We start from the raw sequence: 23,295 nt of genomic DNA on the forward strand, positions 1-23,295 counted from the left end.
AAGAATGTCTGCGGTTGCTGCTACCCCATTTTCGATCAAAGATTTCCTCAAGAGCTTCATGCTCTGGGAACTGGCCAAGGGCATGGCCCTGACTGGCCGCTACACCTTCCGCCGCAAGGTCACGGTGCAGTTCCCCGAGGAAAAGACACCCCTGTCGCCGCGTTTTCGCGGACTGCACGCCCTGCGCCGTTATGACAACGGCGAAGAGCGCTGCATTGCCTGCAAGCTGTGCGAGGCGGTGTGCCCGGCCATGGCCATCACCATCGAGTCCGATGTGCGTGACGACGGCTCGCGCCGCACCACGCGCTACGACATCGACCTGACCAAGTGCATCTTCTGCGGCTTCTGCGAGGAAAGCTGCCCGGTGGACTCGATCGTCGAGACGCATATCTTCGAATACCACGGAGAAAAGCGCGGCGACCTGTACTTCACCAAGGACATGCTGCTGGCCGTTGGCGATCGCTACGAACCCGAGATTGCCGCCGCCAAGGCTGCGGACGCCAAGTACCGCTGAAGCGGCTCCTTGATCACTTGAAAAGATTCGATCCATGGACGCCAAAACTGGTTTCTTCTATCTGTTCTCGGTCGTGCTGCTGTTTGCAGCCTTCCGGGTCGTCACGGCACGCAACCCCGTGCATGCCGTGCTCAACCTGATCCTGGCCTTCTCGCAGGCTGCCGGCATCTGGCTCCTGCTCAAGGCCGAGTTCCTGGGCGTGACCCTGGTGCTGGTCTACCTGGGCGCCGTGATGGTGCTGTTCCTGTTCGTGGTGATGATGCTGGACATCCGCATCGACGCCGTGCGCCAGGGGTTCTGGAAGCATTTCCCCTTCGCTGCCCTGATCGGTGCACTGATTGCCTTTGAAATGGGCATGGTGCTGATGGGCGGCTTCAGCGGCGTCGAGGAGCCCAAGGCCATTGCGGCCACGGTCAACGCTGCCGGCCAGACCGTGCAGTACTCCAACACCCAGGCCCTGGGCAAGCTGCTGTACACCGAATACCTGTACCCCGTCGAGATCGCTGCCGTGATCCTGCTGGTGGCCATGATTGCCGCCATCGCCCTGACCCTGCGCAAGCGCAAGGACAGCAAGGCAGTGAACCCGGCCCAGCAGATCCGCGTGCGCGCAAAGGATCGCCTCGAGCTGGTCAAGGTGCCGGTCACCCAGGCGCCGCAGGCACCGGCCGCCGAGGCAACCCCCGCCGTGGAGACAAAAGCATGACGTTGACTTTGGGCCATTATTTGACGCTGGGCGCCATGCTGTTCGCGCTCTCCGTCGTTGGCATTTTTCTGAACCGCAAGAACCTGATCGTGCTGCTGATGGCCATCGAGCTGATGCTCCTGGCCGTCAACACCAACTTCGTGGCGTTCTCCAGCTATCTGGGTGACATGCACGGCCAGGTGTTCGTGTTCTTCATCCTGACAGTGGCAGCCGCCGAGTCGGCCATCGGTCTGGCGATCCTGGTGCTTCTGTTCCGCAACAAGACCAGCATCAATGCGGAAGATCTCAACTCCCTCAAGGGTTGAGTCCGCCGTAACTTGCAAGGTTCTTAAGAATGAGTCAAACACTCTCTGCATCCATGCTCCTGGCGGTGCCGCTGGCACCGCTGGCGGGCTCCGTGCTCGCGGGCATCTGGGGCACGGCCTTCGGCGGCAACAAGATCGGTCGCGGCGGCAGCCATACCCTCACCATCGCGGGCGTGCTGATCGCCTTCATCCTGTCGGCCATCACGTTCAACAGCGTGATCTTCGACGGCGCGCGTTTCGACCAGTCCATCTACACCTGGATGGAAATCGGCGGCCTGAAGATGGAGGTCGGTTTCCTGATCGACAGCATCACGGCCATGATGATGTGCGTGGTGACCTTCGTGTCGCTGATGGTGCACATCTACACCATCGGCTACATGCAGGAAGATGACGGCTACAACCGTTTCTTCTCCTACATCTCGCTGTTCACCTTCTCCATGTTGATGCTCGTCATGAGCAACAACCTGCTGCAGCTGTTCTTCGGCTGGGAAGCCGTGGGCCTGGTGTCCTATCTGCTGATCGGCTTCTACTACAACAAGCCCACGGCCATCTTCGCCAACATGAAGGCCTTCCTGGTCAACCGTGTGGGTGACTTCGGCTTCATCCTGGGCATCGGCCTGATCGCTGCCTACACCGGCACCATGAACTACGGCGAAATCTTCGCCAAGCTGCCCGAGATCCAGAACACCCTGCTGCCGGGCACCGGCTGGCTGCTGGTGACGGTGACGGCCATCTGCCTGTTCATCGGCGCCATGGGCAAGTCGGCACAGTTCCCGCTGCACGCCTGGCTGCCCGATTCGATGGAAGGCCCGACCCCCATCTCGGCACTGATTCACGCCGCCACCATGGTGACGGCCGGCATCTTCATGGTCTCGCGCATGTCGCCGCTGTATGAGCTGTCGGACACGGCACTGAGCTTCATCCTGGTGATCGGCTCCATCACGGCGCTGTTCATGGGCGTGCTGGGCATCATCCAGAACGACATCAAGCGCGTGATCGCGTACTCCACGCTGTCGCAGCTGGGCTACATGACCGTGGCCCTGGGCGCCTCCGCTTACTCGGTGGCCGTGTTCCACCTGATGACCCACGCCTTCTTCAAGGCCCTGCTGTTCCTTGGCGCCGGCTCGGTGATCATGGGCATGCACCACAACCAGGACATCCGCTGGATGGGTGGCGTGCGCAAGTACATGCCCATCACCTGGATCACCTTCCTGCTGGGCAACCTGGCTCTGATCGGTACGCCGTTCTTCTCGGGCTTCTACTCGAAGGACGCCATCATCGAAGCCGTGCACGCCACGAACCTGCCGGGCGCAGGCTTCGCGAACTTTGCGGTGCTGGCCGGCGTGTTCATCACGGCCTTCTACTCCTTCCGCCTGTACTTCATCGTCTTCCACGGCAAGGAGCGCTACGACCAGAACCCGGACGCGCACCACGATGACCACCACGGTCACGATGACCATCATGCCCATGACGACCACCACGGCCATGGCCACGATGCCAAGCCGCACGAGTCGCCCCTGGTCGTGACCGGTCCGCTGATGCTGCTGGCCATCCCCTCGGTGGTGATCGGTGCCATCGCGCTGATGCCCATGCTGTTCGGTGACTTCTTCAAGGGCGTGATCCACGTCGATGGCGCAAAGCACGGCGCCATGGCCGAACTGGCCGAGAAGATCCACGGCTGGGTGCCCATGGCACTGCACGGCTTCACGGCCGCGCCGTTCTGGCTGGCACTGGCAGGCGTCGTCGTCTCCTACCTGTTCTACATGGTCAAGCCCGAAGTCCCTGCGGCCATCAAGTCGGCCATGCAGAAGATCGGTGTCTACCAGGCACTGGAAGGCAAGTACGGCGTGGACTGGGTCTACGAAAACATCTTCGCCCGTGGTGCACGCGCCTTCGGCAGCTTCTTCTGGAAGGTCGGCGACCAGGCCATCATCGATGGCGCCATCGTCAACGGTTCGTGGAAGCTCATCGGCCGCATCGGCCAGTGGGTGCGCAAGCTGCAGTCGGGCTATCTCTATCACTACGCGTTGGTCATGCTGCTGGGCGTGTTCGCTCTCATGACGTATTTCGTGTGGCTCAACAAGTAGTAGAGGAAGAACAAAAATGCATTGGTTGAGTCTTTCAATCTGGGTGCCGATCGCATTCGGCGCCCTCCTGCTGGCCCTGGGCCGCGAGGACCAGGTCAAGGCAGTGCGCTGGCTGGCCCTGGTCGGCGCCCTGGCCGGCCTGGCGGTCACGCTGCCGCTGATCCAGCAGTTCGACAACAGCACGGCTGCGATGCAGTTCGTGGAGAAGGCGCTGTGGATCGAGCGCTTCAACATCTACTACCACCTGGGCGTGGATGGCATCTCGTTCTGGTTCGTGCCGCTGACGGCCTTCATCACCGTGATCGTCGTGATCGCGTCGTGGGAAAACATCACCGAGCGCGTGAACCAGTACATGGGCGCGTTCCTGATCCTGTCCGGCCTGATGGTCGGCGTGTTCAGCGCACTGGACGGCCTGCTGTTCTACGTGTTCTTCGAAGCCACGCTGATCCCGATGTACCTGATCATCGGTATCTGGGGCGGACCCAACCGCATCTACGCGGCCTTCAAGTTCTTCTTGTACACGCTGATGGGTTCGCTCCTGACCCTGATCGCGATCATCTATCTGTACACCCAGTCCGGTGGCAGCTTCGAGATCCTCGACTGGCACAAGCTGCCGCTGTCCATGACGGCCCAGACGCTGATCTTCTTCGCCTTCTTCGCGGCCTTCGCCGTGAAGGTGCCGATGTGGCCGGTGCACACCTGGCTGCCCGACGTGCACGTGGAAGCACCCACCGGCGGCTCCGCCGTGCTGGCTGCCATCATGCTGAAGCTCGGTGCCTACGGTTTCCTGCGCTTTTCCATGCCCATCGCACCCGATGCCTCGCACAAGTGGGCCTGGCTGGTCATCGCGCTGTCGCTGGTCGCCGTGATCTACGTGGGTGTGGTCGCGCTGGTGCAAAAGGACATGAAGAAGCTGGTGGCCTACTCGTCCGTGGCCCACATGGGCTTCGTGACCCTGGGCTTCTTCATCTTCAACCCGCTGGGCGTTGCCGGCGGCATCGTGCAGATGATTGCCCACGGCTTCGTGTCGGGCGCCATGTTCCTGTGCATCGGCGTGCTCTACGACCGCGTGCACTCGCGTGAAATCGCCTCCTACGGCGGCGTGGTCAACACCATGCCCAAGTTCGCGGCCTTCGCACTGCTGTTCGCCATGGCCAACTGCGGCCTGCCCGCAACGGCCGGCTTCGTGGGCGAGTGGATGGTGATCCTGGGTGCCGTCCAGTACAACTTCTGGATCGGCCTGGGCGCTGCCACGGCGCTGATCTTCGGCGCCGCCTACACCCTGTGGATGTACAAGCGCGTCTACCTGGGTCCGGTCACCAACGACAATGTGCGCGGCCTGACCGACATCGGCAACCGCGAGTTCCTGGTGCTGGGTCTGCTGGCCATCGCCGTGCTGTACATGGGTCTGTATCCCAAGCCCTTCACTGACGTGATGGATGTGTCCGTGGCCGAGCTGCTCAAGCATGTGGCCATGAGCAAGCTGCAGTGACCAGACTGAAACGAGAGAATCGAGATGATTGACAACATCAGCTGGCTGGCCATCTATCCGGAGATCCTTCTCCTGGTCATGGCCTGCGTGATCGCCCTGGTGGACCTGGGCGTCAAAAGCCCGCGCCGCACGGGCACCTATGTTCTGACGCTGCTGACCCTGGGCGTGGTGGCCGTGCTGCAAGGCATGTACGCCTCCAGTGGCAACACCTTCTATGGCTGGGGCAACATGGTGGTCTCCGACGCCATGGGCAACTGGCTCAAGTGCTTCGCCACCGTGGCCATGATGGTCACCCTGGTCTACGGCCGCCCCTACGCCGCCGACCGCGACATGCTTCGCGGCGGCGAGCTGTTCACGCTGGCCATGCTCGCGCTGCTGGGCATGTTCATCATGATCTCGGGCAACAACTTCCTGGTCATCTACCTGGGCCTGGAGCTGCTGACGCTGTCCAGCTACGCCCTGGTGGCCCTGCGCCGCGACCACACGGCGTCGGTCGAGGCCGCGATGAAGTACTTCGTGCTCGGCGCCATGGCCAGCGGCTTCCTGCTGTATGGCATGTCCATGCTCTACGGTGCGACCGGCTCGCTGGACATCGGCCAAGTCTTCAAGGCCATCAACTCGGGCGAGATCAAGCACCAGGTGCTGGTGTTCGGTCTGGTCTTCGTGGTCTCCGGCCTGGCCTTCAAGCTGGGCGTGGTTCCCTTCCACATGTGGGTTCCCGACGTCTACCAGGGCGCTCCCACGGCCATCACCACCATGATCGGTGGCGCGCCCAAGCTGGCCGCCTTCGCCATCGTCATCCGCCTGCTGGTGGACGGCCTGCTGCCGCTGGCCATCGACTGGCAGCAGATGCTGGCGGTGCTTGCCATTGCCTCGCTGCTGGTCGGCAACCTGGCCGGCCTGCAGCAGACCAACCTCAAGCGCATGCTGGCCTACTCGACCATCTCGCAGATGGGCTTCGTGCTGCTGGGCCTGATGTCGGGTGTGGTGGATGGCAAGGTCGATCCGGCCACCATCGAGAACGCCTACAGCTCGGCCATGTTCTACGTGGTGACCTACGTGCTGACCACGCTGGCCGCCTTCGGCGTGATCCAGCTGCTGGCCCGCGAAGGCTTCGAGAGCGAAGAGGTCGCCGACTTTGCCGGCCTTAACCAGCGCAGCCCGCTGTATGCCGGCGTGATGGCGATCTGCCTGTTCTCCATGGCCGGTATCCCCCCCCTGGTGGGCTTCTACGCCAAGCTGTCGGTGCTGCAGGCGCTCGTGGCATCGGGCCACAGCCTGTACATCGCGCTGGCCGTGTTTGCCGTGGTCATGTCGCTGATCGGCGCCTTCTACTACCTGCGCGTCGTCAAGGTCATGTACTTTGACGAACCCATCACCGCCACCAGCGTTTCCGCTTCGCTGGACGTGCGCGTGGTGCTGACCCTCAACGGCGCCCTGGTGCTGGGGCTGGGCCTTCTGCCGGGTGGCCTGATGGCCCTGTGCGCCGACGCCGTTGTGCGCGCCCTGGCTTCCTGATCCACTTTCCCGATGCGGGGCCCTGCACGCAGGGCTCCGCGGTGAGGACATCGGCTTGTCGCAAACCGCTTCGATCTGGCTCGTGATATTGGCTGCCCTTGTGGCAGCCAATTTGCCTTTCTTCAACGCCCGCTGGCTGCAGCTGGGGCCGCTGCGCGCCCAGCGCAAGCCGCTGGCCATGTGCCTGCTGGAGATGGTGCTGCTGTACTTCATCGTCGGCGGCGTGGCGCTGCTGCTGGAGCGCCGTGTGGGGCAGATTGCGCCCCAGGGCTGGGAGTTCTATGCCGTCACGGGAGCGTTGTTCCTGACGCTGGCCTTCCCCGGTTTCGTCTATCGTTTCCTGATTCACCGCCGCGGCTGAGGCTGCGGTGCCGGTTGTCTCATGGGTGGGGGTGCGTGATGAAAGTGCTCGACCTGCATTGCCCGCACGGCCATCTGTTCGAGGGCTGGTTCGCCTCGGAAGATGATTTCCAGGGCCAGCTGCAGCGCCAGCTGGTGCTGTGCCCCGTCTGCGGCCACAACGACATCACCAAGCGACTGAGCGCCCCCCGCATCAATCTTGGCGCCAAGCCCGCAGCCTCGCCCCCGACTGCGGCGGCTGAGCCTGCTGCAGCCGCATCGGCTGCCAGTGCGGCAGCCGTTCCCTCACCGTCCATGCCGCCCCAGGCGCGCGAGCAGCTGCAGGCCATGCAGGCCGCCTGGCTGAAATGGTCGCGCCAGGTGGCGCAGCAGACCGAGGACGTGGGCGAGCGCTTTGTCGATGAAGCCCGCCGCATGCACTACGGCGAGACGGACGAGCGTGCCATCCGCGGCAAGGCCAGTCCCGAGCAGGCCATGCAATTGCTGGATGAAGGCATTGCCGTCCTTCCATTGGCCTTGCCCGAAGGCAGCAAGGAAACGCTGCAGTAAGTGGCGATTGGCACTTGCTGTCTTGGCGACGACAATTGCCCGCATTGCAATGGATCGGCAATTTCCAGGCCAGGCCTTTGCTTGTTGCTATTGATTGAGTAGCGCTCCAGCTGACTTTGTCGCCCTTCAATTGAAGAGGCGACAAACTCAAGCATATCCGCGGCTTTTCGCATAGTGACTGAGCAGGCCACAGGGAGATTGCTGACCTGGGTGTTTCCCGTAAGGCAGCGGACATTGGCCGCTGCCCTGTAAGTCGCAAAAAGGGTAGTTTGCTATCGCTTTGGAAGCGCTCTGGCCTTCCGTGTGGGCCGCGCCGGGTCGAGATGCTGGAGAACCCTAGGCCCTGCCTATCACCGCGGCACCTTACAGCCCCGTGTGTGCTTGATTATTTCAAGTGTGAGTGGTTGCTTCTATTGTTTGCGAAGGCCAGGCTTGATGCGGCATGCTGCAGTGCGGGGCAGGGCCTGTGCTTAGGAGCACTTACGTAGGCGTTTTCCCGCTGCGGTGCACAACGTCGGCAAGCCTACGATGCGTCCGACCCTGTACAACGCCCGCCAGAGCCTCTGGCGACGCGTTGGGGGCTGGCAGCATCAACGGAGCAGGCGAAGCGCACATGAGCGACGTTATTCTCGAAACCCGGAACCTGACCAAAGAGTTCAAGGGATTTACGGCGGTGAGCAAGGTGGACCTTTCGGTGCGCCGCGGCTCCATCCATGCCTTGATCGGCCCCAATGGCGCAGGCAAGACCACCTGCTTCAATCTGCTGACCAAGTTCCTGGAGCCCACCTCCGGCACCATCCGTTTCAATGGCGAGGACATCACGCGGGAAGCACCGGCGCAGATTGCGCGCCGTGGCGTGATCCGGTCCTTCCAGATCTCGGCCGTGTTCCCGCATTGCACGCTGCTGGAGAACGTGCGCATCGGCCTGCAGCGCAAGCTGGGCACGGAGTTCCATTTCTGGCGCAGCGAGAAGAGCCTGTCGCAGCTCAATGACCGCGCCATGCAGTTGCTGGCCGAAGTGGGCCTTCAGGATCTGGCCGACGAGGTCACGGTCAACCTGCCCTATGGCCGCAAGCGCGCGCTGGAGATTGCCACCACGCTGGCCATGGAGCCCGAGCTGATGCTGCTGGACGAACCCACGCAGGGCATGGGCCATGAAGACGTGGACCGCGTGACCCAGTTGATCAAGAAGGTCTCGGCCGGCCGCACGATTCTCATGGTGGAGCACAACATGAAAGTGATCTCCACCATTGCCGACCGCATCACGGTGCTGCAGCGCGGCGCCGTGCTGGCCGAGGGGCCGTACGAGGAAGTTTCGCGCAACCCGCAAGTGATGGAAGCGTATATGGGCACCACCGACGGCCAGTTGCAGGGAGCGCATTGAGATGACTGCACCGGCATTGGAAATCAAGGGCCTGCAGGCCTGGTACGGCGAATCCCATGTGCTGCACGGCATGGACCTGGTGGTTCAGCCCGGCGAGGTGGTCACGCTGCTGGGGCGCAACGGCGCGGGCCGCACGTCCACGCTGCGCGCCATCATGGGTCTGACGGGCGCGCGCAAGGGCTCCATCCGGATCAACGGCGTGGAAGCCATCCACCTGCCCACGCACCGCATTGCCCACCTGGGCGTGGGCTACTGCCCTGAAGAGCGCGGCATCTTCTCCAGCCTCTCGTGCGAAGAGAACCTGATGCTGCCGCCGCCGCTCAAGACCGGCCAGCCGGGCATGAGCGTGGATGAGATCTACGCCATGTTCCCCAACCTGGCCGAGCGCCGCCACAGCCAGGGCACGCGCCTGTCGGGCGGCGAGCAGCAGATGCTGGCGGTGGCGCGCATCCTGCGCACGGGCGCGCGGCTGCTGCTGCTCGACGAAATCTCGGAAGGCCTGGCACCCGTCATCGTGCAGGCGCTGGCCCGCATGATCACCATGCTGCGCACCAAGGGCTACACCGTGGTCATGGTGGAGCAGAACTTCCACTTCGCGGCGCCGCTGGCCGACCGCTTCTACGTGGTCGAGCACGGCCATGTGGTCGAGCGTTTCGGCGCGTCCGAGCTGCAGGCCAAGATGCCCGTGCTCAACGAACTGCTGGGCGTTTGACCCGGATATCCATCGTGGCCGGCGCCTGGGGCTCGCCGGCTGCATTCCTGCCATGGCCCTGTGACAAAAACCCAAGACATCAACGCGAAGGAGACACCAATGAAAGCAAAACTGACCGCACTGTCGTGCATGCTGGCTGCGGCCGGCCTGGCCAGCCCGCTTGCCATGGCACAGGAGAAGGTGAAGATCGGCTTCGTGACCGACATGTCCAGCCTGTATGCGGACGTGGAAGGCAAGAACGCCGTCACCGCCATGCAGATGGCCATCGATGACTTCGGTGGCAAGGTGCTGGGCCAGCCCATCGAGCTGCTGAGCGCCGACCACCAGAACAAGGCCGACATCGCCGCCTCCAAGGTGCGCGAGTGGGTGGACACGCAAGGTATCTCGCTGGTGTTCAGCGGCACCAACTCCGGCACGGCCCTGGCGGTGTCGCAGGTGGCCAATGAGAAAAAGCGCGTGCACTTCAACAGCGGTGCGGGTTCCTCGGCACTGACCAACGAGCAGTGCAATCCCTACACCGTGCACTACGCCTATGACACCGTGGCCCTGGCCAAGGGCACGGGTACGGCCGTGGTCGAGCGCGGCGGCAAGGACTGGTTCTTCCTGACGGCCGACTACGCCTTCGGCCACGCGCTGGAGAACGACACCACGGCCGTGATCAAGGCCAAGGGCGGCAAGGTGGTGGGCGGCGTCAAGCACCCGCTCAATGCCTCGGACTTCTCGTCCTTCCTGCTGCAGGCGCAGGCCTCCAAGGCCCAGATCCTGGGCTTGGCCAACGCGGGGGGCGACACCATCAACGCCATCAAGGCCGCCAAGGAATTCGGCATCAACAAGAGCATGAAGACCGTGGGCCTGCTGGTGTTCCTGACCGACATCCACAGCCTGGGCCTGAAGAACACCGAAGGCATGCAGTTCACCACCAGCTGGTACTGGGGCCAGAACGATGCCACGCGCAAGTTCGGCGAGCGCTTCTTCGCCAAGACCAAGCGCATGCCCACCTCCATCCAGGCTGCCGACTACTCGGCCGTGACCAGCTACCTCAAGGCCGTGCAGGCCGTGAAGTCCACGGATGCCGACAAGGTCATGGCCTACCTCAAGAGCACGCCCATCGACGACTTCTACGGCAAGGGCTCGATCCGTCCCGATGGCACCTTCGCCCACGACATGTACCTGGTCGAGGTCAAGAAGCCCGCCGAGTCCAAGAAGCCCTGGGACTACCTGAAGGTCGTGGCCACGCTGCCCGCCGACCAGGTCTGGACCACCAAGGCCGAGACCAAGTGCGCGCTGTGGAAGTAACGCTGCGCCGCCACTGACCCCCAACCGCCACCCGGCCAACCACGACAGCTGCATCCCATGGAAATCTTTGGTGTTTCCCTGCCAGGCCTGATGAGCCAGCTCCTTCTGGGGCTGGTCAACGGCTCGTTCTACGCCATCCTCAGCCTGGGGCTGGCGGTGATCTTCGGCCTGCTCAACGTGATCAACTTCGCCCACGGCGCGTTGTTCATGCTGGGCGCCATGGTCACCTGGATGGCCATGAGCTACTTCAACATCAACTACTGGGTGATGCTGGTGCTGTCGCCGTTGCTGGTGGGCCTGCTGGGCGTGCTGATCGAGCGCTTTTTATTGCGCTGGATCTACAAGCTCGACCACCTCTACGGCCTGTTGCTGACCCTGGGCCTGTCGCTGCTGATCGAGGGCCTGTTCCGCTCGGTCTACGGCGTCTCGGGCCTGGGCTACGACACGCCCGAGCTGCTGGAAGGCGCGACCAACCTGGGCTTCATGATCCTGCCCAACTACCGCGCCTGGGTGGTGCTGGCCTCCATCGTGGTCTGCGTGGCCACCTGGTTCATGATCGAGAAGACGCGCATTGGAGCCTACCTGCGGGCCGGAACCGAGAACCCGCGCCTGGTCGAGGCCTTCGGCGTCAACGTGCCCGTGATGATCACGCTGACCTATGCCTTCGGCGCGGCCCTGGCGGCGTTTGCCGGCGTGCTGGCGGCGCCCGTCTACCAGGTCACGCCGCTGATGGGGCAGAACCTCATCATCGTGGTCTTCGCCGTGGTGGTGATCGGGGGCATGGGCTCCATCATGGGCTCCATCCTCACCGGCCTGGGCCTGGGCGTGATCGAGGGCCTGACCAAGGTCTTCTGGCCCGAGGCTTCGTCCACCGTGGTGTTCTTCATCATGGTCATCGTTTTGCTCATCCGCCCCGCCGGCCTGTTCGGCAAAGAGAAATAACAAGAACGAGGACAAGGGGCCGACCACATGAAATCCAAGACTCTCGTTCAACGCATCGCCCCCTGGGGCTACGGCCTGCTGCTGCTGGGCCTGCTGGCGGCGCCCATGCTGGGTGCCTACCCGGTGTTCGTGATGAAGCTCATGTGCTTCGCACTGTTCGCCTCGGCCTTCAACCTGCTGCTGGGCTACACGGGCCTGCTGTCCTTCGGCCACGCGGCCTTCCTGGGTGGTGCGGCCTATGTGACGGGCTACGCCATCAAGGGCTGGGGCTTCACGCCCGAGCTGGCCATGCTGGCCGGCACGGCCGGGGGCGCGCTGCTGGGGCTGATCTTCGGCTGGCTGGCCATCCGCCGTCAGGGCATTTATTTCTCGATGATCACGCTGGCGCTGGCCCAGATGCTGTTCTTCGTGTGCCTGCAGGCGCCCTTCACGGGCGGCGAGGACGGACTGCAGGGCGTACCGCGCGGCAAGCTGTTCGGCCTCATCGACCTGACCAGCGACCTGACCATGTACTACGTCACGCTGGTCATCGTGGTCCTGGCCTTCCTGCTGATCGTGCGCACCATCCACTCGCCCTTCGGCCAGGTGCTCAAGGCCATCAAGGAGAACGAGCCGCGCGCGACCTCGCTGGGCTATGACGTGGCGCGCTTCAAGCTGCTGGCCTTCGTGATCTCGGCCGCGCTCACGGGCCTGGCCGGTTCGCTCAAGACCGTGGTGCTGGGCTTTGCCACGCTGTCGGATGTGCACTGGACCACCTCCGGCCACGTGATCCTGATGACGCTGATGGGCGGCCTGGGCACGCTGTCCGGCCCCATCCTGGGCTCGGCCGTGGTGGTCATGCTGGAGAACAAGATCGGCGAGTTCGGCAGCTTCCTGCAGCGCCTCACGGGCGTGGAGTGGTTCTCCACGCTGGGCGAGTCGGTGACCATCGTCACCGGCCTGATCTTCGTGGTCTGCGTGCTGCTGTTCCGCAAGGGCATCATGGGAGAGCTGATCGCCTGGCTGCAGAAAAAGCGTACTCCTTGAGAGCCGGGTTGGGACGGTTTCAAGGGGGTGGGCTACGTGCCCATGCTCTTGACTGCTATAGCTACAACTGCAGCGGCCGGGCGTAGCCCGTCATCTCCAGATATCCCTGACCGGCTCGCGCCTCCTGGCCCGGGCCGGACAGCTTTTGGAGGCTGCACAGGCCCTCCCAGTAGATGGCGCCGGTGGAAGCGCTGCTGTCCAGCTCCTGGTCATCGACCTGGGCGTTCACGGTGAAGCGGCCAGCGGGCGTGTCCACCTGCCATTGCACGGGGTAGCGCGCGCCGCTGGCGGGGCTGCTCCAGTGGCGCAGCGGTGTGAACCGAACGGCATCGTGGGCGAAGACCTGTACCTTGCCATCGGCGCCGCGCAGCGAGCCTCCGGCCCACAGCGCGCTGCCATCGCCCCGGCGCACTCGGAAGGCCGTGAGCGCACCGCCGTCGAACAGGTTCATGCCTATCCAGTCCCAGCCCACGGCCTCGGGGTGCATCAGGGCCTGGCTCCATTCATGGTCCAGCCAGGCGCGGTTGTCACCGGGTTCGCGCGCGGCTTCGATCTCCATGCGCTGGCCTGCCAGCTCCAGGGTGCCGCTCACCTGCAGTTGCGGGCGGCTGTAGTAGTAGCTGGCCTGCTCGGGTTCCGGCCCCTTGCGCGAGAGGCCTGCGCGGCCCTGCAGCAGCGGGTGCTCGCGGGTTTCGAAGCGCAGGTCCAGTGCGAATGCGGTGCTGCGTATGCGGGTGGTGTAGCGTTCGGCCTCGCCGTTACCGGTGCCTTCATCGGTGCGCTGCAGCGACCAGTCCTGCAGCCGCAGGTCGGCATCGGTCTCGCTGGCCTGGGCAATGCCAAAGCCTGCGCGCGCGATGCGCTGGTCGTGGTGCAGGCGGGCGCCCAGCACATCGCACAGCGCCGCATGGGCAAACAGCAACTGGCGCGCCGCAAAGGCGGAGCGCAGCTCCTGCGTGGCCTGCACGCGTGACCGGAAGAAGGTGATCTGGAAACCCCAGGCCTGGCCCGCCGCGCGTGCCTGGCCGGTGATGTACCACCACTCGGTGCGCAGCCCGGGGTGGCTGCCATGGTCGCGCGGGAAGACCAGCGTGCGTGGCGGCAGTGCCTGGGCGGGCAGTCCTGCCGCCCCCAGGCCCAGGCCGGCAGCCAGTCCCAGCAGATGGCGGCGGGGCAGGTGCATCATGGATCAGCTTTGCAACTGCGCGATGCGTGCCTGGGCCGGCCCGCAGTCGCCAATGCGCTGCATCACCCAGTCCGCATCATGGTAGGTGGGCAGGTAGCGCTCGCCCGCATCGCACAGCAGCGAGAGGATGGAGCCCCGCTCTCGGCGCTGGCGCATCTCGCTGGCCAGCCTGAGCATGGCCACGTAGTTGGTGCCCGTGGACGGCCCCACGCGCCGGCCCAGCAGTGCGGACAGGCTGCGCATGGCGGCCAGGGAATCGCAGTCCGCCACCTCCTCCATGCGGTCCACCAGGGTGCGCACAAAGCTGGGCTCCACGCGCGGGCGGCCTATGCCCTCGATGCGCGAGCCCGGTGCGGTGAGGGTGGCATCGCCCGTGCGGTGGTAGGCGGCGAACACCGAGCCCTCGGGGTCGGCCACGCAGATGCCCGTGGCATGGCGCTGGAAACGCACATAGCGGCCAATGGTGGCGCTGGTGCCGCCCGTGCCCGCGCCCACCACGATCCAGCGCGGCACGGCATGGCGCTCGCGCCGCATCTGGGTGAACATGCTCTCCGCAATATTGTTGTTGCCACGCCAGTCGGTGGCGCGCTCGGCATAGGTGAACTGGTCCATGTAGTGGCCGCCGGTCTGCGCAGCCACGGCGCGTGCCTCGTCGTAGACCTGGCCTGCGCTGTCCACGAGATGGCAGCGGCCGCCGTAGAACTCGATCAGCGCAATCTTCTCGGCCGAGGTGCTGCGCGGCATCACGGCCACGAAAGGCAGGCCCAGCAGGCGCGCGAAATACGCCTCGCTCACGGCCGTGGAGCCGCTCGATGCCTCGACGATGGTCGAGCCCTCATGCACCCAGCCATTGCACAGCGCATAGAGAAACAGCGAGCGCGCCAGCCGGTGCTTGAGGCTGCCCGTGGGGTGGGTGGATTCGTCCTTGAGGTAGAGGTCGATCCCCAGGCCGGCAAAGCCGGGCAGGGGCAGCGGGATCAGGTGCGTGTCGGCACTGCGCTGGTAATCGGCCTCGATGCGGTTGATGGCCTCGTGCAGCCAGGAAGAGGTGGTGTGCGGCATGGCGGCCATTGTCGCAGGCTGCCTCTTACCAATCCTCCTTGACCGCCAGCACTGCCTCACGCCCTGCAGCCGCACGCCCGGCCAGCCATGCCGTCAGCGTGCCTGCTGCGATCACGCTGGCAGCCAGCGCCAAAAGGCGGGGCCACGGCAGGGACAGCTCCATGGTCCAGTGAAAGCTTTGCGGATTCACCACGTGCACCAGGATCACGGCCACGCCCAGGCCCAGCAGGCTGCCGGCGATGGCGCCTGCCGTGGTCCAGGCCATGCCTTCGCCAGCCACCACGGCCAGGATGTCGCGCCGCGTCAGGCCCAGGTGGGCGAGCAGGCCGAATTCCTTGCGCCGTGCCAGCACCTGGGCGCTGAAGCTGGCGGCAATGCCGAACAGGCCGATGCCGATGGCCACGGCCTGCAGCCAGTAGGTCACGGCAAAGCTGCGGTCGAAGATGCGCATGGAGCGCTCGCGCAGCGCGCCGCTGCTGGCGAACTCCAGTGCCTGCGCGGCGCCCGGCCCGGCGAGCAGGGACTGGATGCGCGCCTGAAGCTGCTGCGCCGTGGCCGTGTCGTCGCCGTCCGGCCAGATGGCGATTTCGGTGGGGCCTGCCGTGGTGGCGCTGCCGTCGGCAAGCCGTTGGTAGTCCTCCCAGTCCATGGCGATGGCGCCGAACTGGCGCACATAGTCGCGCCAGATGCCGGCCACAAACACGCGGGAATCTTCGGACGGCAGGGCCTGGGCCAGCAGCGGCCACTCCTGGCCCGGCCGCACGCCATAGAGTTGGGCCACGGCTTCACTGACATAGACGGGCGTGCTGCCAGCGGGCGCTTGCAAGGGGCCTTGTATCCACGGCAACTGCTGGCCCTGGGGGCCATGCAGCGGACGCAGCAGCAGGCTGACGGCGGGGCGATCCGGGCTGAGCCACAGGCTGGTGCTGCGCATGGGCTGGGCGCGCTGCACGCCAGGCAGGGCGGCAATGCGCGCGGCCAGATCGGCGGGCAGGGGCGCGGCATCGGCACGGCCTGCGCTGCCGGCCGTGCGCAGGTACAGCGGGGCGGGCAGCACAGCGTCCAGCCAGGCGATCATGCTGTCCCTGAAGCTGGCCACCATCACGGTCAGCGCCACGGCCAGGCTCAGGCTGGCCACCACGCCGCCCACGGCCACGGTGGTGCTGCGGCGCATGCGCCGTGCGCGCTCCACGGGCAGCAGGGCCAGCGGCTGGCGCAGCAGCGATTGCGGCACCAGGCGCAACAGCTGGCCCAGCAACCAGGGCAGGGCGGCCATGCCGCCCAGAAGCAGCAGGGCCACGGCGGCATAGGCGGCCAGGGGAATGCCGGCCACGGGCGGCACAAAGGCCAGGGCCACGCTGGCCGCCATCAGCAGCAGGGCCGGCAGGCCGCGCGCCGCGCGTTCGGAGCCCGCGCCCTGGCCCTTGAGCGTGGCGGCGGGCGGCAACTCCATGGCCTGGCGCGCCGGCCACCAGCCGCCAGCCACGGTGGCGGCCACGCCGAGCAGTCCAAAGGTCAGCGCGGCGCCGGCGCTCCACTGCAGCGCGGGCTGCACGCCGGCAAAGTAGCCGCCGCCCAGGTCACCGCCCAGCAGGTGCAGGGCCAGCCAGGCCAGGCCCGCGCCCAGCGCAATGCCGGCCGCGCTGCCCACCATGCCCAGCAGCAGCGATTCCAGCAGCACCAGGCCCAGGCGCTGGCGCGGCGTCAATCCCAGCACGGCCAGCAGGGCGAACTGCGGCGCGCGCTGGGCCACGCTGAGCGCCAGCACCGAGAACACCAGGAACGCCCCCGTGAACAGCGCCACCAGGGCCAGCACCGTGAGGTTGACGCGGTAGGCGCGCGACATCTCGGCTATGCGCTGCTGGTCGTCGCCGGGGCGGCTGGCCAGGGCCTGGGCGGGCCAGTCGGGCAGGCGGCGCAGCTCGGCCAGCAGGGACTCGCGCGTGGCGCCTTCGGCCAGCAGCACATCGATGCGGTCCACCTGGCCCCAGCGCTGCAGGCCGTCCTGCAGCGCGCCGATGTCCATCACGGCCAGCGGCGGGCCGGATGCGGCCACCGTGCCCGCGATGCGCAGGGTCTGCGCGCGCCCGCCCAGTTGCCATGGCAGGGGCGTGTGCCGCGCCTGCTCCGGCGTCAGGCCCAGGGCTTCGAGTGCCGTTGCATTGAGGAAGACCGCATCGGGCGCGAACAGGTCCAGCCGCCCGCCGCCATCGAACAGCCGGGGCATGAGCGCAGGCGCCACGGGCGCCAGCCGCAGCGCATCGCCGCCCAGCACGCGCAACTGCACCGGCGTGGCGGTGCCGGCCAGGGCCGTGGCTTCGATCCAGGGTGCGGCCAGGCTGACCTGGGGCTGCTGCGCAACACGGCCATACAGCGATTCGGGCAGGCCGCCCTGCATGGCACGCAGTTCCAGGTCCGGCTGACCGCTGACCGTGCGCACGGCACGCGAGAACTCATCGAGTGCGGACTGGTTGATCACATGCACGGCAAAGCCCAGGGCCACGCCCAGCATGATGGCCACCAAGGCGGTGGCCGTGCGCCAGGGATGCTGGCGCAGCTCCTGCCAGGAAAAGGTGCGAAGCAGTGCGAGCATGGGCGGATGGTCTCTGGCGCTAGGCGGGCTGCATGCCCTGTGCGGTCAGGCGCAGCACGCGGTCGGCACGGCGCGCGGCCTCGATGGAGTGCGTGACCAGCACCAGGGCGGCCTGGTGTTCCCGGGTCTGCTGCAGCAGCAGTTCCATGACCTGTGCGGCCGTGCCGGGGTCCAGGTTGCCGGTGGGCTCGTCGGCCAGCAGCAGGGCCGGGCCGTGGACCAGGGCGCGTGCAATGGCCACGCGCTGCAGCTGGCCGCCGCTGAGCTGCCAGGGCAGGCGCTGCTCCAGCCCCTGCAGCCCGACGGCCTGCAGCAGTTGCTGCACGCGCTGGCGGCCCGCCGCATCCAGCCGCTGCAGCAGCATCAGCGGCAGGGCCACGTTGTGCCAGACATCCAGATGGGGCAGCACATGGAAGGCCTGGAACACGAAGCCCACATGGCTGCGCCGCCACAGCGCACGGCCGGTTTCATCCAGGGCCGACAGGTCCTGGCCTTCGTGCAGCACGCGGCCATGCTGCCATTCATCGAGCCCGGCCAGGCAGTTGAGAAAGGTGGACTTGCCCACGCCCGAGTCACCCACGATGGCCACGAACTCGCCGCGCGCCACGCTGCAGTCCACGTTCTCGAAGACGGCGGTTTCCGTGCCGCCGTCGTTGCGGTAGCGCCGCGCCAGGCCCTGGACCTGAAGCAGCGGCGGCTGAGTCAGTGGCGTGTTGTCCCGGGGCGCGGCAGTCATGAAGGCGGTTTCCTGTTCAGCCGTTGCGGGCCTGGTTTGCTGCAGCCACCACGGCCATCGCTGCCTGCAGCAGTTGCTGCTGGGCATCGGGCGCATCGCAGGCAATGGCATGGCGGGCGGGCATGCTGCGCAGCCAGGTGATCTGGCGCTTGGCCAGCTGGCGCGTGGCGGCAATGCCGCGTTCGCGCAGCGAGTTCATGGAGTACAGGCCGTCCAGCGATTCCCAGGCCTGGCGGTAGCCCACGCAGCGGATGGAGGGCAGGTCCAGGTGCAGGTCGCCGCGCGCGCGCAGCTGTTGCACCTCGTCGATGAAGCCGGCGTCCAGCATGGCGTCGAAGCGCTGGGCGATGCGCGCATGCAGCCAGGCGCGGTCCTGCGGCTCCAGCGAGAAGAAACCGCCGGGGCTGATCAGGCCCTGTTCGGCATTCTTGCCACTGCGCGTATGAAAGCTGGACAGCGGCTTGCCCGACACGTGCCAAACCTCCAGCGCGCGCTGTATGCGCTGGCTGTCGGCCGGCGCCAGGCGTGCGGCCGTGGCGGGATCGACCTGGGCCAGCAGCGCATGCATGGCGGGCCAGCCGATCTGCGCGGCCTGGGCGTCCAGCCGCTCGCGCACGGCAGGGTCGGCGGCCGGCATGTCGTCAATGCCATCCTGCAGGGCCTTGAAATACAGCATGGTGCCGCCCACCAGCAGCGGCAGGGCGCCGCGCGCGCGGATCTCGGCCACTAGGCGCTGCGTGTCCTGCACGAATTCGGCCGCGCTGTAGGCCTGCAGCGGGTCGCGGATATCGATCAGGTGATGGGGGCAGGCAGCCAGTTCTTCGGGCGTGGGCTTGGCCGTGCCGATGTCCATGCCGCGATAGACCAGGGCCGAGTCCACGCTGATGATTTCTGCGGCCTGGCCGCGTTCGGCCAGCAGCCTGGCCAGGGCCAGGGCGGCAGCGGTCTTGCCGGAAGCGGTGGGGCCGGCGATGGCCAGGCAGGGGAGCGGGGAAGCGGTGGACATTCGAGAAACGGGAACGCAGGAAAGTGGAATCAGCGGTGGCCATCGACCCGGCCGTGGCGGCGCACCAGCCCCCAGGCGACCAGGGCCGTGCACACGCCCCAGAACCAGATGCCGAAGGCCATGGGCCGGGTGGACTGGCCGTCCAGGTGCAGGCCCAGCCAGTGTCCCATGGCAAAGGCGATGAGCATCATGGTGAAGCCGTTCAGCGCCGAGGCCGTGCCCGCCGACTGCGGGAAGGGCGCGATGGCATTGCTCTGGCCGCAGGGCATGTGCACGCCATGGGCGATCTGGAAGATATAGAAGGGCAGGGCATAGGCCCAGAGGCTGCGCGCATCGGCCAGCGCCGCAATGCCGATGGCCGTGGCCGACAGCAGGCTGGCCAGCCCGGCAATCTGCACGGCGCGCCGCACATCCATGCGCTGCAGCAGCCAGCGGCACAGGAAGGTGCCCGCGATGTAGCACAGCGCATTGCTGCCCATCAGCAGGCCGTAGCCCGTGCGGCTCACGCCCAGCACATGGATATAGGTGAAGGAAGATGCGGCCAGGTTGGTGAACAGGGCCGCATAGGTGCAGCAGGTCAGCAACTGGTAGGACTGGAATCCCGGGTGGCGCACGATGGTGATCCAGTTGCGCGCCAGGGCCAGCGGCTGCAGCGCCGTGGGATTGGTGCGGGCCAGTGTCTCCGTGAAGCGCAGGGCCACCAGCAGCAGGGCCAGCGCGCCCATCACGGCCTGGGCCAGCATGGTCGAGCGCCAGCCCAGCGAATCCACCAGCAGGCTGCCGCTGACGGGGCTCAGGAAGGCGATCACGCCCAGCCCGGTCAGCGCCTTGGACATGACCTGGGCGCCCAGGTGCGGTGCGAACAGATCGCGCACCATGGCGCGTGCACACATCACGCCGGCGCCCAGCGATGCCCCCTGCAGCGCGCGCCAGGCGATCAGCGACTCCATGGTCTCGGCACTGGCGCTGCCCAGCGCGGCCAGCACGTAGATGGACATGCCCGCCAGCAGGATGGGCCGGCGCCCGAAGCGGTCGGACAGCGGCCCCCAGGCCAGTTGCGAGCAGCCGAAGGCCAGCAGGAACGCCGTCAGCGTGAGCTGCACCTGGGACACCTGGGTGGAGAAGGCCGCCTGTATCGACGGCAGGGCCGGCAGGTACAGGTCGGTGGCCAGCGGCTGCAGTCCCAGCAGCAGGCCGAGCAGGACGACGACCAGGACGGGGGACATGGCCGGCTGCGCTTGCGCGGCGGCGGGAGACAGGGGCGCTGACATAGGCGACCGAGGGTAGCAGAGAACAAGGGGTGCCGCTGTCCATGTTCGGGCGGTGCATATCCATCTGCGGATTGCGCAGTTGGGAACCGGCCGGGCCCTGCCTACATTGCATTGCAGAGGAATCAACCCGATCAATGCAACTGTGAACAAAGGACCGCAATGGCAACGCTGACCGCTTTCTCCTCCCTTCCCGCCGCGCTGCGCCAGGGGGCGTGCACCCTGCTGTGGGGCGTGGCCCTGGTCGGTGGTGCGGCCCATGCCAATGCGCCTGTGCCCGAAGGCCCGCTGGTCAGCACCGAATGGCTGGCGGCCAACCTCAACCGCGCCGATGTGCGCATCGTCGAGGTCAGCGTCAACCCCGGCCTGTACGAACGCTCCCATGTGCCGGGCGCCGTCAACTTCTCTTGGCACAACGACCTCAATGACAAGGTGCGCCGCGACATCGTGGGCAAGGAGCAGTTCGAGAAGCTGCTGTCCCAGGCCGGCGTGAAGGAAGGCAACACGGTCGTGCTGTACGGCGATACCAACAACTGGTTCGCGGCCTGGGGGGCCTGGGTCTTCGACATCTATGGCGTGCAGAACGTCAAGCTGCTGGACGGCGGCCGCAAGAAGTGGGAGGCCGAGAACCGCCCCCTCAACAACCGCGCCCCGGAATATGCGGCCACCACCTACCGCGTGGGCAAGGTCAACACCGCGCTGCGCGCGCGCCTGACCGATGCGCTGGCCTCGGCCGAGGGGCGCAGCGACGCCCGGCTCGTCGACATCCGCTCGGCCGACGAATACCAGGGCAAGGTCTTCGCCCCGGCCGGCGTGCCGGAGCTGGCCATCCGCGCCGGCCACATCCCCGGCGCCGTCAACGTGCCCTGGGGGCAGGCCGTGCGCGAGGACGGCAGCTTCAAGTCCGCCGAAGAACTCAAGAAGCTCTATGCGGGCGTGGGCATCGACGGCAGCAAGCCCGTCATCACCTACTGCCGCATTGGCGAGCGCTCCAGCCACACCTGGTTTGCGCTGTCCAAGATCCTGGGCTACCAGGTGCGCAACTACGACGGCTCGTGGACCGAATACGGCAACTCCGTGGGTGTGCCCATCAACAACCCGGCTGGTACGGTCTGGGCCGCGAAATGATCCTGCAGTCGATCAACCTGTCTTGAAGGCGGGGGCCGGGCGAGGGGTGTCGGTGCTCTTGGTTCGACGGATCAGGGGTGGTGACGAGTGGCTTTGGCAAAAGCTCGGCTCCTTTGGGGCCCGCAGACTGCGGGCCCCTTTTTTTATGCGTGGATGGCAACAAAGGGGGCAGGAATGACAAGCGTGACCGGTGAGCACACGCAGAACGTGAATGGCAGGCACAGGGCAAGGGACTGGACCAGATGGCTGCCCTTGGCCGCCGTGCTGGCCGCAGCCTGGCCTGTGGCGGCGCAGCTGCAGCTGCAAGGCGGCGGGCGCACCCTGGTCTTTGCGCTGGCGCTGGGCCTGCTGCTGGGGCTGGTGCTTCAGCGCTCGCGCTTTTGCTTTTACTGCCATGCGCGCGACTGGTTCGAGTTCGGCGACCCGCGCGGCGTGCTCTCCATCCTGCTGGCGCTGGCCGTGGGATCGGCGGGCATGACCGTGGTGCTGGGCAGCTGGGTGGCCGTGCCCCAGCCGGGCCAGTTGCCGCCTGACATGCACATAGGTCCCGTGAGCTGGGTGCTGGTCCTTGCGGGCCTGGCCTTTGGCGCGGGCATGTCGGTCTCGGGCTCGTGCATCAGCGCCCACTGGTACCGGCTGGGCGAGGGATCGCCCGTGGCGCCGTTTGCCCTGGTCGGCACGGGCCTGGGCTTCGTGCTGGGGTTTCGCAGCTGGAACCCGCTTTACAGCCTGGCCATTGCCGATGCACCCGTCATCTGGCTGCCGGCCCATCTGGGCTATGGCGGCGCGCTGGCGCTGCAACTGGCCGTGCTGGGCCTGCTGGCGGCCTGGGTCTGGCGCATCCATGGGCGCTCGGGCCGCGCACAGCCCCGGCCTGCGGCAGAACCGGCGCAGCCACCGGGCCTGCGCCAGCTGTGGCTGTCACTGTGGCAAGGCCGCTGGAACGCCGCGCTGGGCGGCCTGGCCGTGGGCCTGATCGCGGCCGCCGCCATCGTGCGCATGCGGCCGCTGGGCGTGACCACCACGCTGGGCAGCACCGTGCGCGGCTGGGCCCAGGCCGGCGGCTGGGTGCCCGAGCGCCTGCACGGCCTCGACACCCTGGGCGGATGCGCTACGGCCGTACTCAACAGCCTGCTCACGCCCCATGCCGTGCTGCTGCTGGGCTTGGTGGCCGGCGCCTGGGGCGCTGCCGTGGCCAGCCGCCAGTGGACGCCGCGCCGCCCCACCTGGCGCGATGCGGCACGCGGCCTGGCTGGTGGCTCCTTGCTGGGCTGGGGCGCCATGACGGGGCTGGGCTGCACCATCGGCACGCTGCTGTCGGGCAGCATGGCGGGCGCACTGTCGGGCTGGGTATTTGGCGCGGCCGTGTTCACGGCGCTGTGGGCGGGTTTCGTGCTGCGGCGCTGGCAGGCCAGCCGGGACTGAGGG

The 23,295-nt window shown here is 66.5% G+C and carries 21 protein-coding genes; 15 read left to right on the plus strand and 6 right to left on the minus strand.

Annotated elements, in window-relative coordinates; translation table 11 throughout:
- Positions 1-4: 4 nt before the first annotated feature.
- From nuoI to KDK82_RS03175, 13 genes are all read left to right on the plus strand, one after another.
- Positions 5-514, plus strand: coding sequence for an NADH-quinone oxidoreductase subunit NuoI (nuoI, locus tag KDK82_RS03115; protein WP_012206971.1), 510 nt, complete (start codon positions 5-7; stop codon positions 512-514).
- A 34-nt stretch (positions 515-548) separates the two neighbouring features.
- Entirely contained in the window at positions 549-1,217 is a 669-nt protein-coding gene (locus KDK82_RS03120) for an NADH-quinone oxidoreductase subunit J (RefSeq protein ID WP_012206970.1), read from the plus strand.
- Complete coding sequence (gene nuoK / locus KDK82_RS03125) at positions 1,214-1,522, plus strand: NADH-quinone oxidoreductase subunit NuoK (protein WP_012206969.1); 309 nt, start codon at positions 1,214-1,216, stop codon at positions 1,520-1,522. Before KDK82_RS03120 ends, nuoK begins: the two co-directional genes overlap by 4 nt.
- 29 nt (positions 1,523-1,551) lie before the next feature.
- A complete protein-coding gene (nuoL, locus tag KDK82_RS03130; protein WP_174549351.1) occupies positions 1,552-3,609 on the plus strand; it encodes an NADH-quinone oxidoreductase subunit L in 2,058 nt (685 codons plus the stop codon).
- A 16-nt stretch (positions 3,610-3,625) separates the two neighbouring features.
- On the plus strand, positions 3,626-5,101 hold the full coding sequence (locus KDK82_RS03135; protein ID WP_012206967.1) for an NADH-quinone oxidoreductase subunit M: 1,476 nt from the start codon (positions 3,626-3,628) through the stop codon (positions 5,099-5,101).
- Between the two features lie 24 nt (positions 5,102-5,125).
- Positions 5,126-6,619: an NADH-quinone oxidoreductase subunit NuoN gene (nuoN, locus tag KDK82_RS03140; RefSeq protein ID WP_012206966.1), complete on the plus strand. Its 1,494-nt coding sequence runs from the start codon at positions 5,126-5,128 to the stop codon at positions 6,617-6,619.
- Positions 6,620-6,674: 55 nt separating this feature from the next.
- Positions 6,675-6,980: a DUF2818 family protein gene (locus tag KDK82_RS03145; protein ID WP_012206965.1), complete on the plus strand. Its 306-nt coding sequence runs from the start codon at positions 6,675-6,677 to the stop codon at positions 6,978-6,980.
- A 38-nt stretch (positions 6,981-7,018) separates the two neighbouring features.
- Positions 7,019-7,528 (plus strand): DUF1178 family protein, encoded by a 510-nt coding sequence (locus KDK82_RS03150; protein WP_088163995.1) that lies wholly within the window; start codon positions 7,019-7,021, stop codon positions 7,526-7,528.
- Between the two features lie 613 nt (positions 7,529-8,141).
- Entirely contained in the window at positions 8,142-8,912 is a 771-nt protein-coding gene (locus KDK82_RS03155; protein WP_088163996.1) for an ABC transporter ATP-binding protein, read from the plus strand.
- 1 nt (position 8,913) lies between these two features.
- Positions 8,914-9,624, plus strand: coding sequence for an ABC transporter ATP-binding protein (locus KDK82_RS03160; RefSeq protein ID WP_012206962.1), 711 nt, complete (start codon positions 8,914-8,916; stop codon positions 9,622-9,624).
- A gap of 99 nt (positions 9,625-9,723) precedes the next feature.
- Positions 9,724-10,920: an ABC transporter substrate-binding protein gene (locus KDK82_RS03165; protein WP_088163997.1), complete on the plus strand. Its 1,197-nt coding sequence runs from the start codon at positions 9,724-9,726 to the stop codon at positions 10,918-10,920.
- 57 nt (positions 10,921-10,977) lie between these two features.
- Positions 10,978-11,862, plus strand: a complete 885-nt coding sequence (locus KDK82_RS03170) for a branched-chain amino acid ABC transporter permease (protein ID WP_012206960.1) — start codon at positions 10,978-10,980, stop codon at positions 11,860-11,862.
- A 27-nt stretch (positions 11,863-11,889) separates the two neighbouring features.
- The gene (locus tag KDK82_RS03175) at positions 11,890-12,888 is read left to right on the plus strand and encodes a branched-chain amino acid ABC transporter permease (RefSeq protein WP_012206959.1); all 999 of its coding nucleotides are present in this window, start codon (positions 11,890-11,892) and stop codon (positions 12,886-12,888) included.
- Between the two features lie 61 nt (positions 12,889-12,949).
- On the opposite strand, the gene KDK82_RS03180 is transcribed toward KDK82_RS03175, so the two are convergent.
- From KDK82_RS03180 to KDK82_RS03205, 6 genes are read right to left on the minus strand one after another with little or no spacing between them, the layout of a single operon-like run.
- Complete coding sequence (locus tag KDK82_RS03180) at positions 12,950-14,074, minus strand: lipocalin-like domain-containing protein (protein WP_088163998.1); 1,125 nt, start codon at positions 14,072-14,074, stop codon at positions 12,950-12,952.
- A gap of 3 nt (positions 14,075-14,077) precedes the next feature.
- Positions 14,078-15,145: a PLP-dependent cysteine synthase family protein gene (locus KDK82_RS03185; protein ID WP_088163999.1), complete on the minus strand. Its 1,068-nt coding sequence runs from the start codon at positions 15,143-15,145 to the stop codon at positions 14,078-14,080.
- 16 nt (positions 15,146-15,161) lie between these two features.
- Complete coding sequence (locus tag KDK82_RS03190; RefSeq protein WP_088164000.1) at positions 15,162-17,729, minus strand: FtsX-like permease family protein; 2,568 nt, start codon at positions 17,727-17,729, stop codon at positions 15,162-15,164.
- 19 nt (positions 17,730-17,748) lie between these two features.
- On the minus strand, positions 17,749-18,465 hold the full coding sequence (locus KDK82_RS03195; RefSeq protein ID WP_088164001.1) for an ABC transporter ATP-binding protein: 717 nt from the start codon (positions 18,463-18,465) through the stop codon (positions 17,749-17,751).
- A gap of 16 nt (positions 18,466-18,481) precedes the next feature.
- The gene (miaA, locus tag KDK82_RS03200) at positions 18,482-19,471 is read right to left on the minus strand and encodes a tRNA (adenosine(37)-N6)-dimethylallyltransferase MiaA (RefSeq protein WP_088164002.1); all 990 of its coding nucleotides are present in this window, start codon (positions 19,469-19,471) and stop codon (positions 18,482-18,484) included.
- 29 nt (positions 19,472-19,500) lie between these two features.
- Complete coding sequence (locus KDK82_RS03205; protein ID WP_043795801.1) at positions 19,501-20,697, minus strand: multidrug effflux MFS transporter; 1,197 nt, start codon at positions 20,695-20,697, stop codon at positions 19,501-19,503.
- 204 nt (positions 20,698-20,901) lie between these two features.
- Here KDK82_RS03205 and KDK82_RS03210 point away from each other — a divergent pair, with 204 nt between their 5' ends.
- Together KDK82_RS03210 and KDK82_RS03215 are read left to right on the plus strand one after the other, a co-directional pair.
- On the plus strand, positions 20,902-21,867 hold the full coding sequence (locus KDK82_RS03210) for a sulfurtransferase (protein ID WP_012206950.1): 966 nt from the start codon (positions 20,902-20,904) through the stop codon (positions 21,865-21,867).
- Between the two features lie 174 nt (positions 21,868-22,041).
- Entirely contained in the window at positions 22,042-23,292 is a 1,251-nt protein-coding gene (locus KDK82_RS03215) for a YeeE/YedE family protein (RefSeq protein ID WP_088164003.1), read from the plus strand.
- Positions 23,293-23,295: the final 3 nt, after the last annotated feature.

This window comes from Delftia sp. K82 (genome assembly GCF_002193035.1).
In the GTDB taxonomy this organism is placed as follows: domain Bacteria; phylum Pseudomonadota; class Gammaproteobacteria; order Burkholderiales; family Burkholderiaceae_C; genus Comamonas; species Comamonas acidovorans.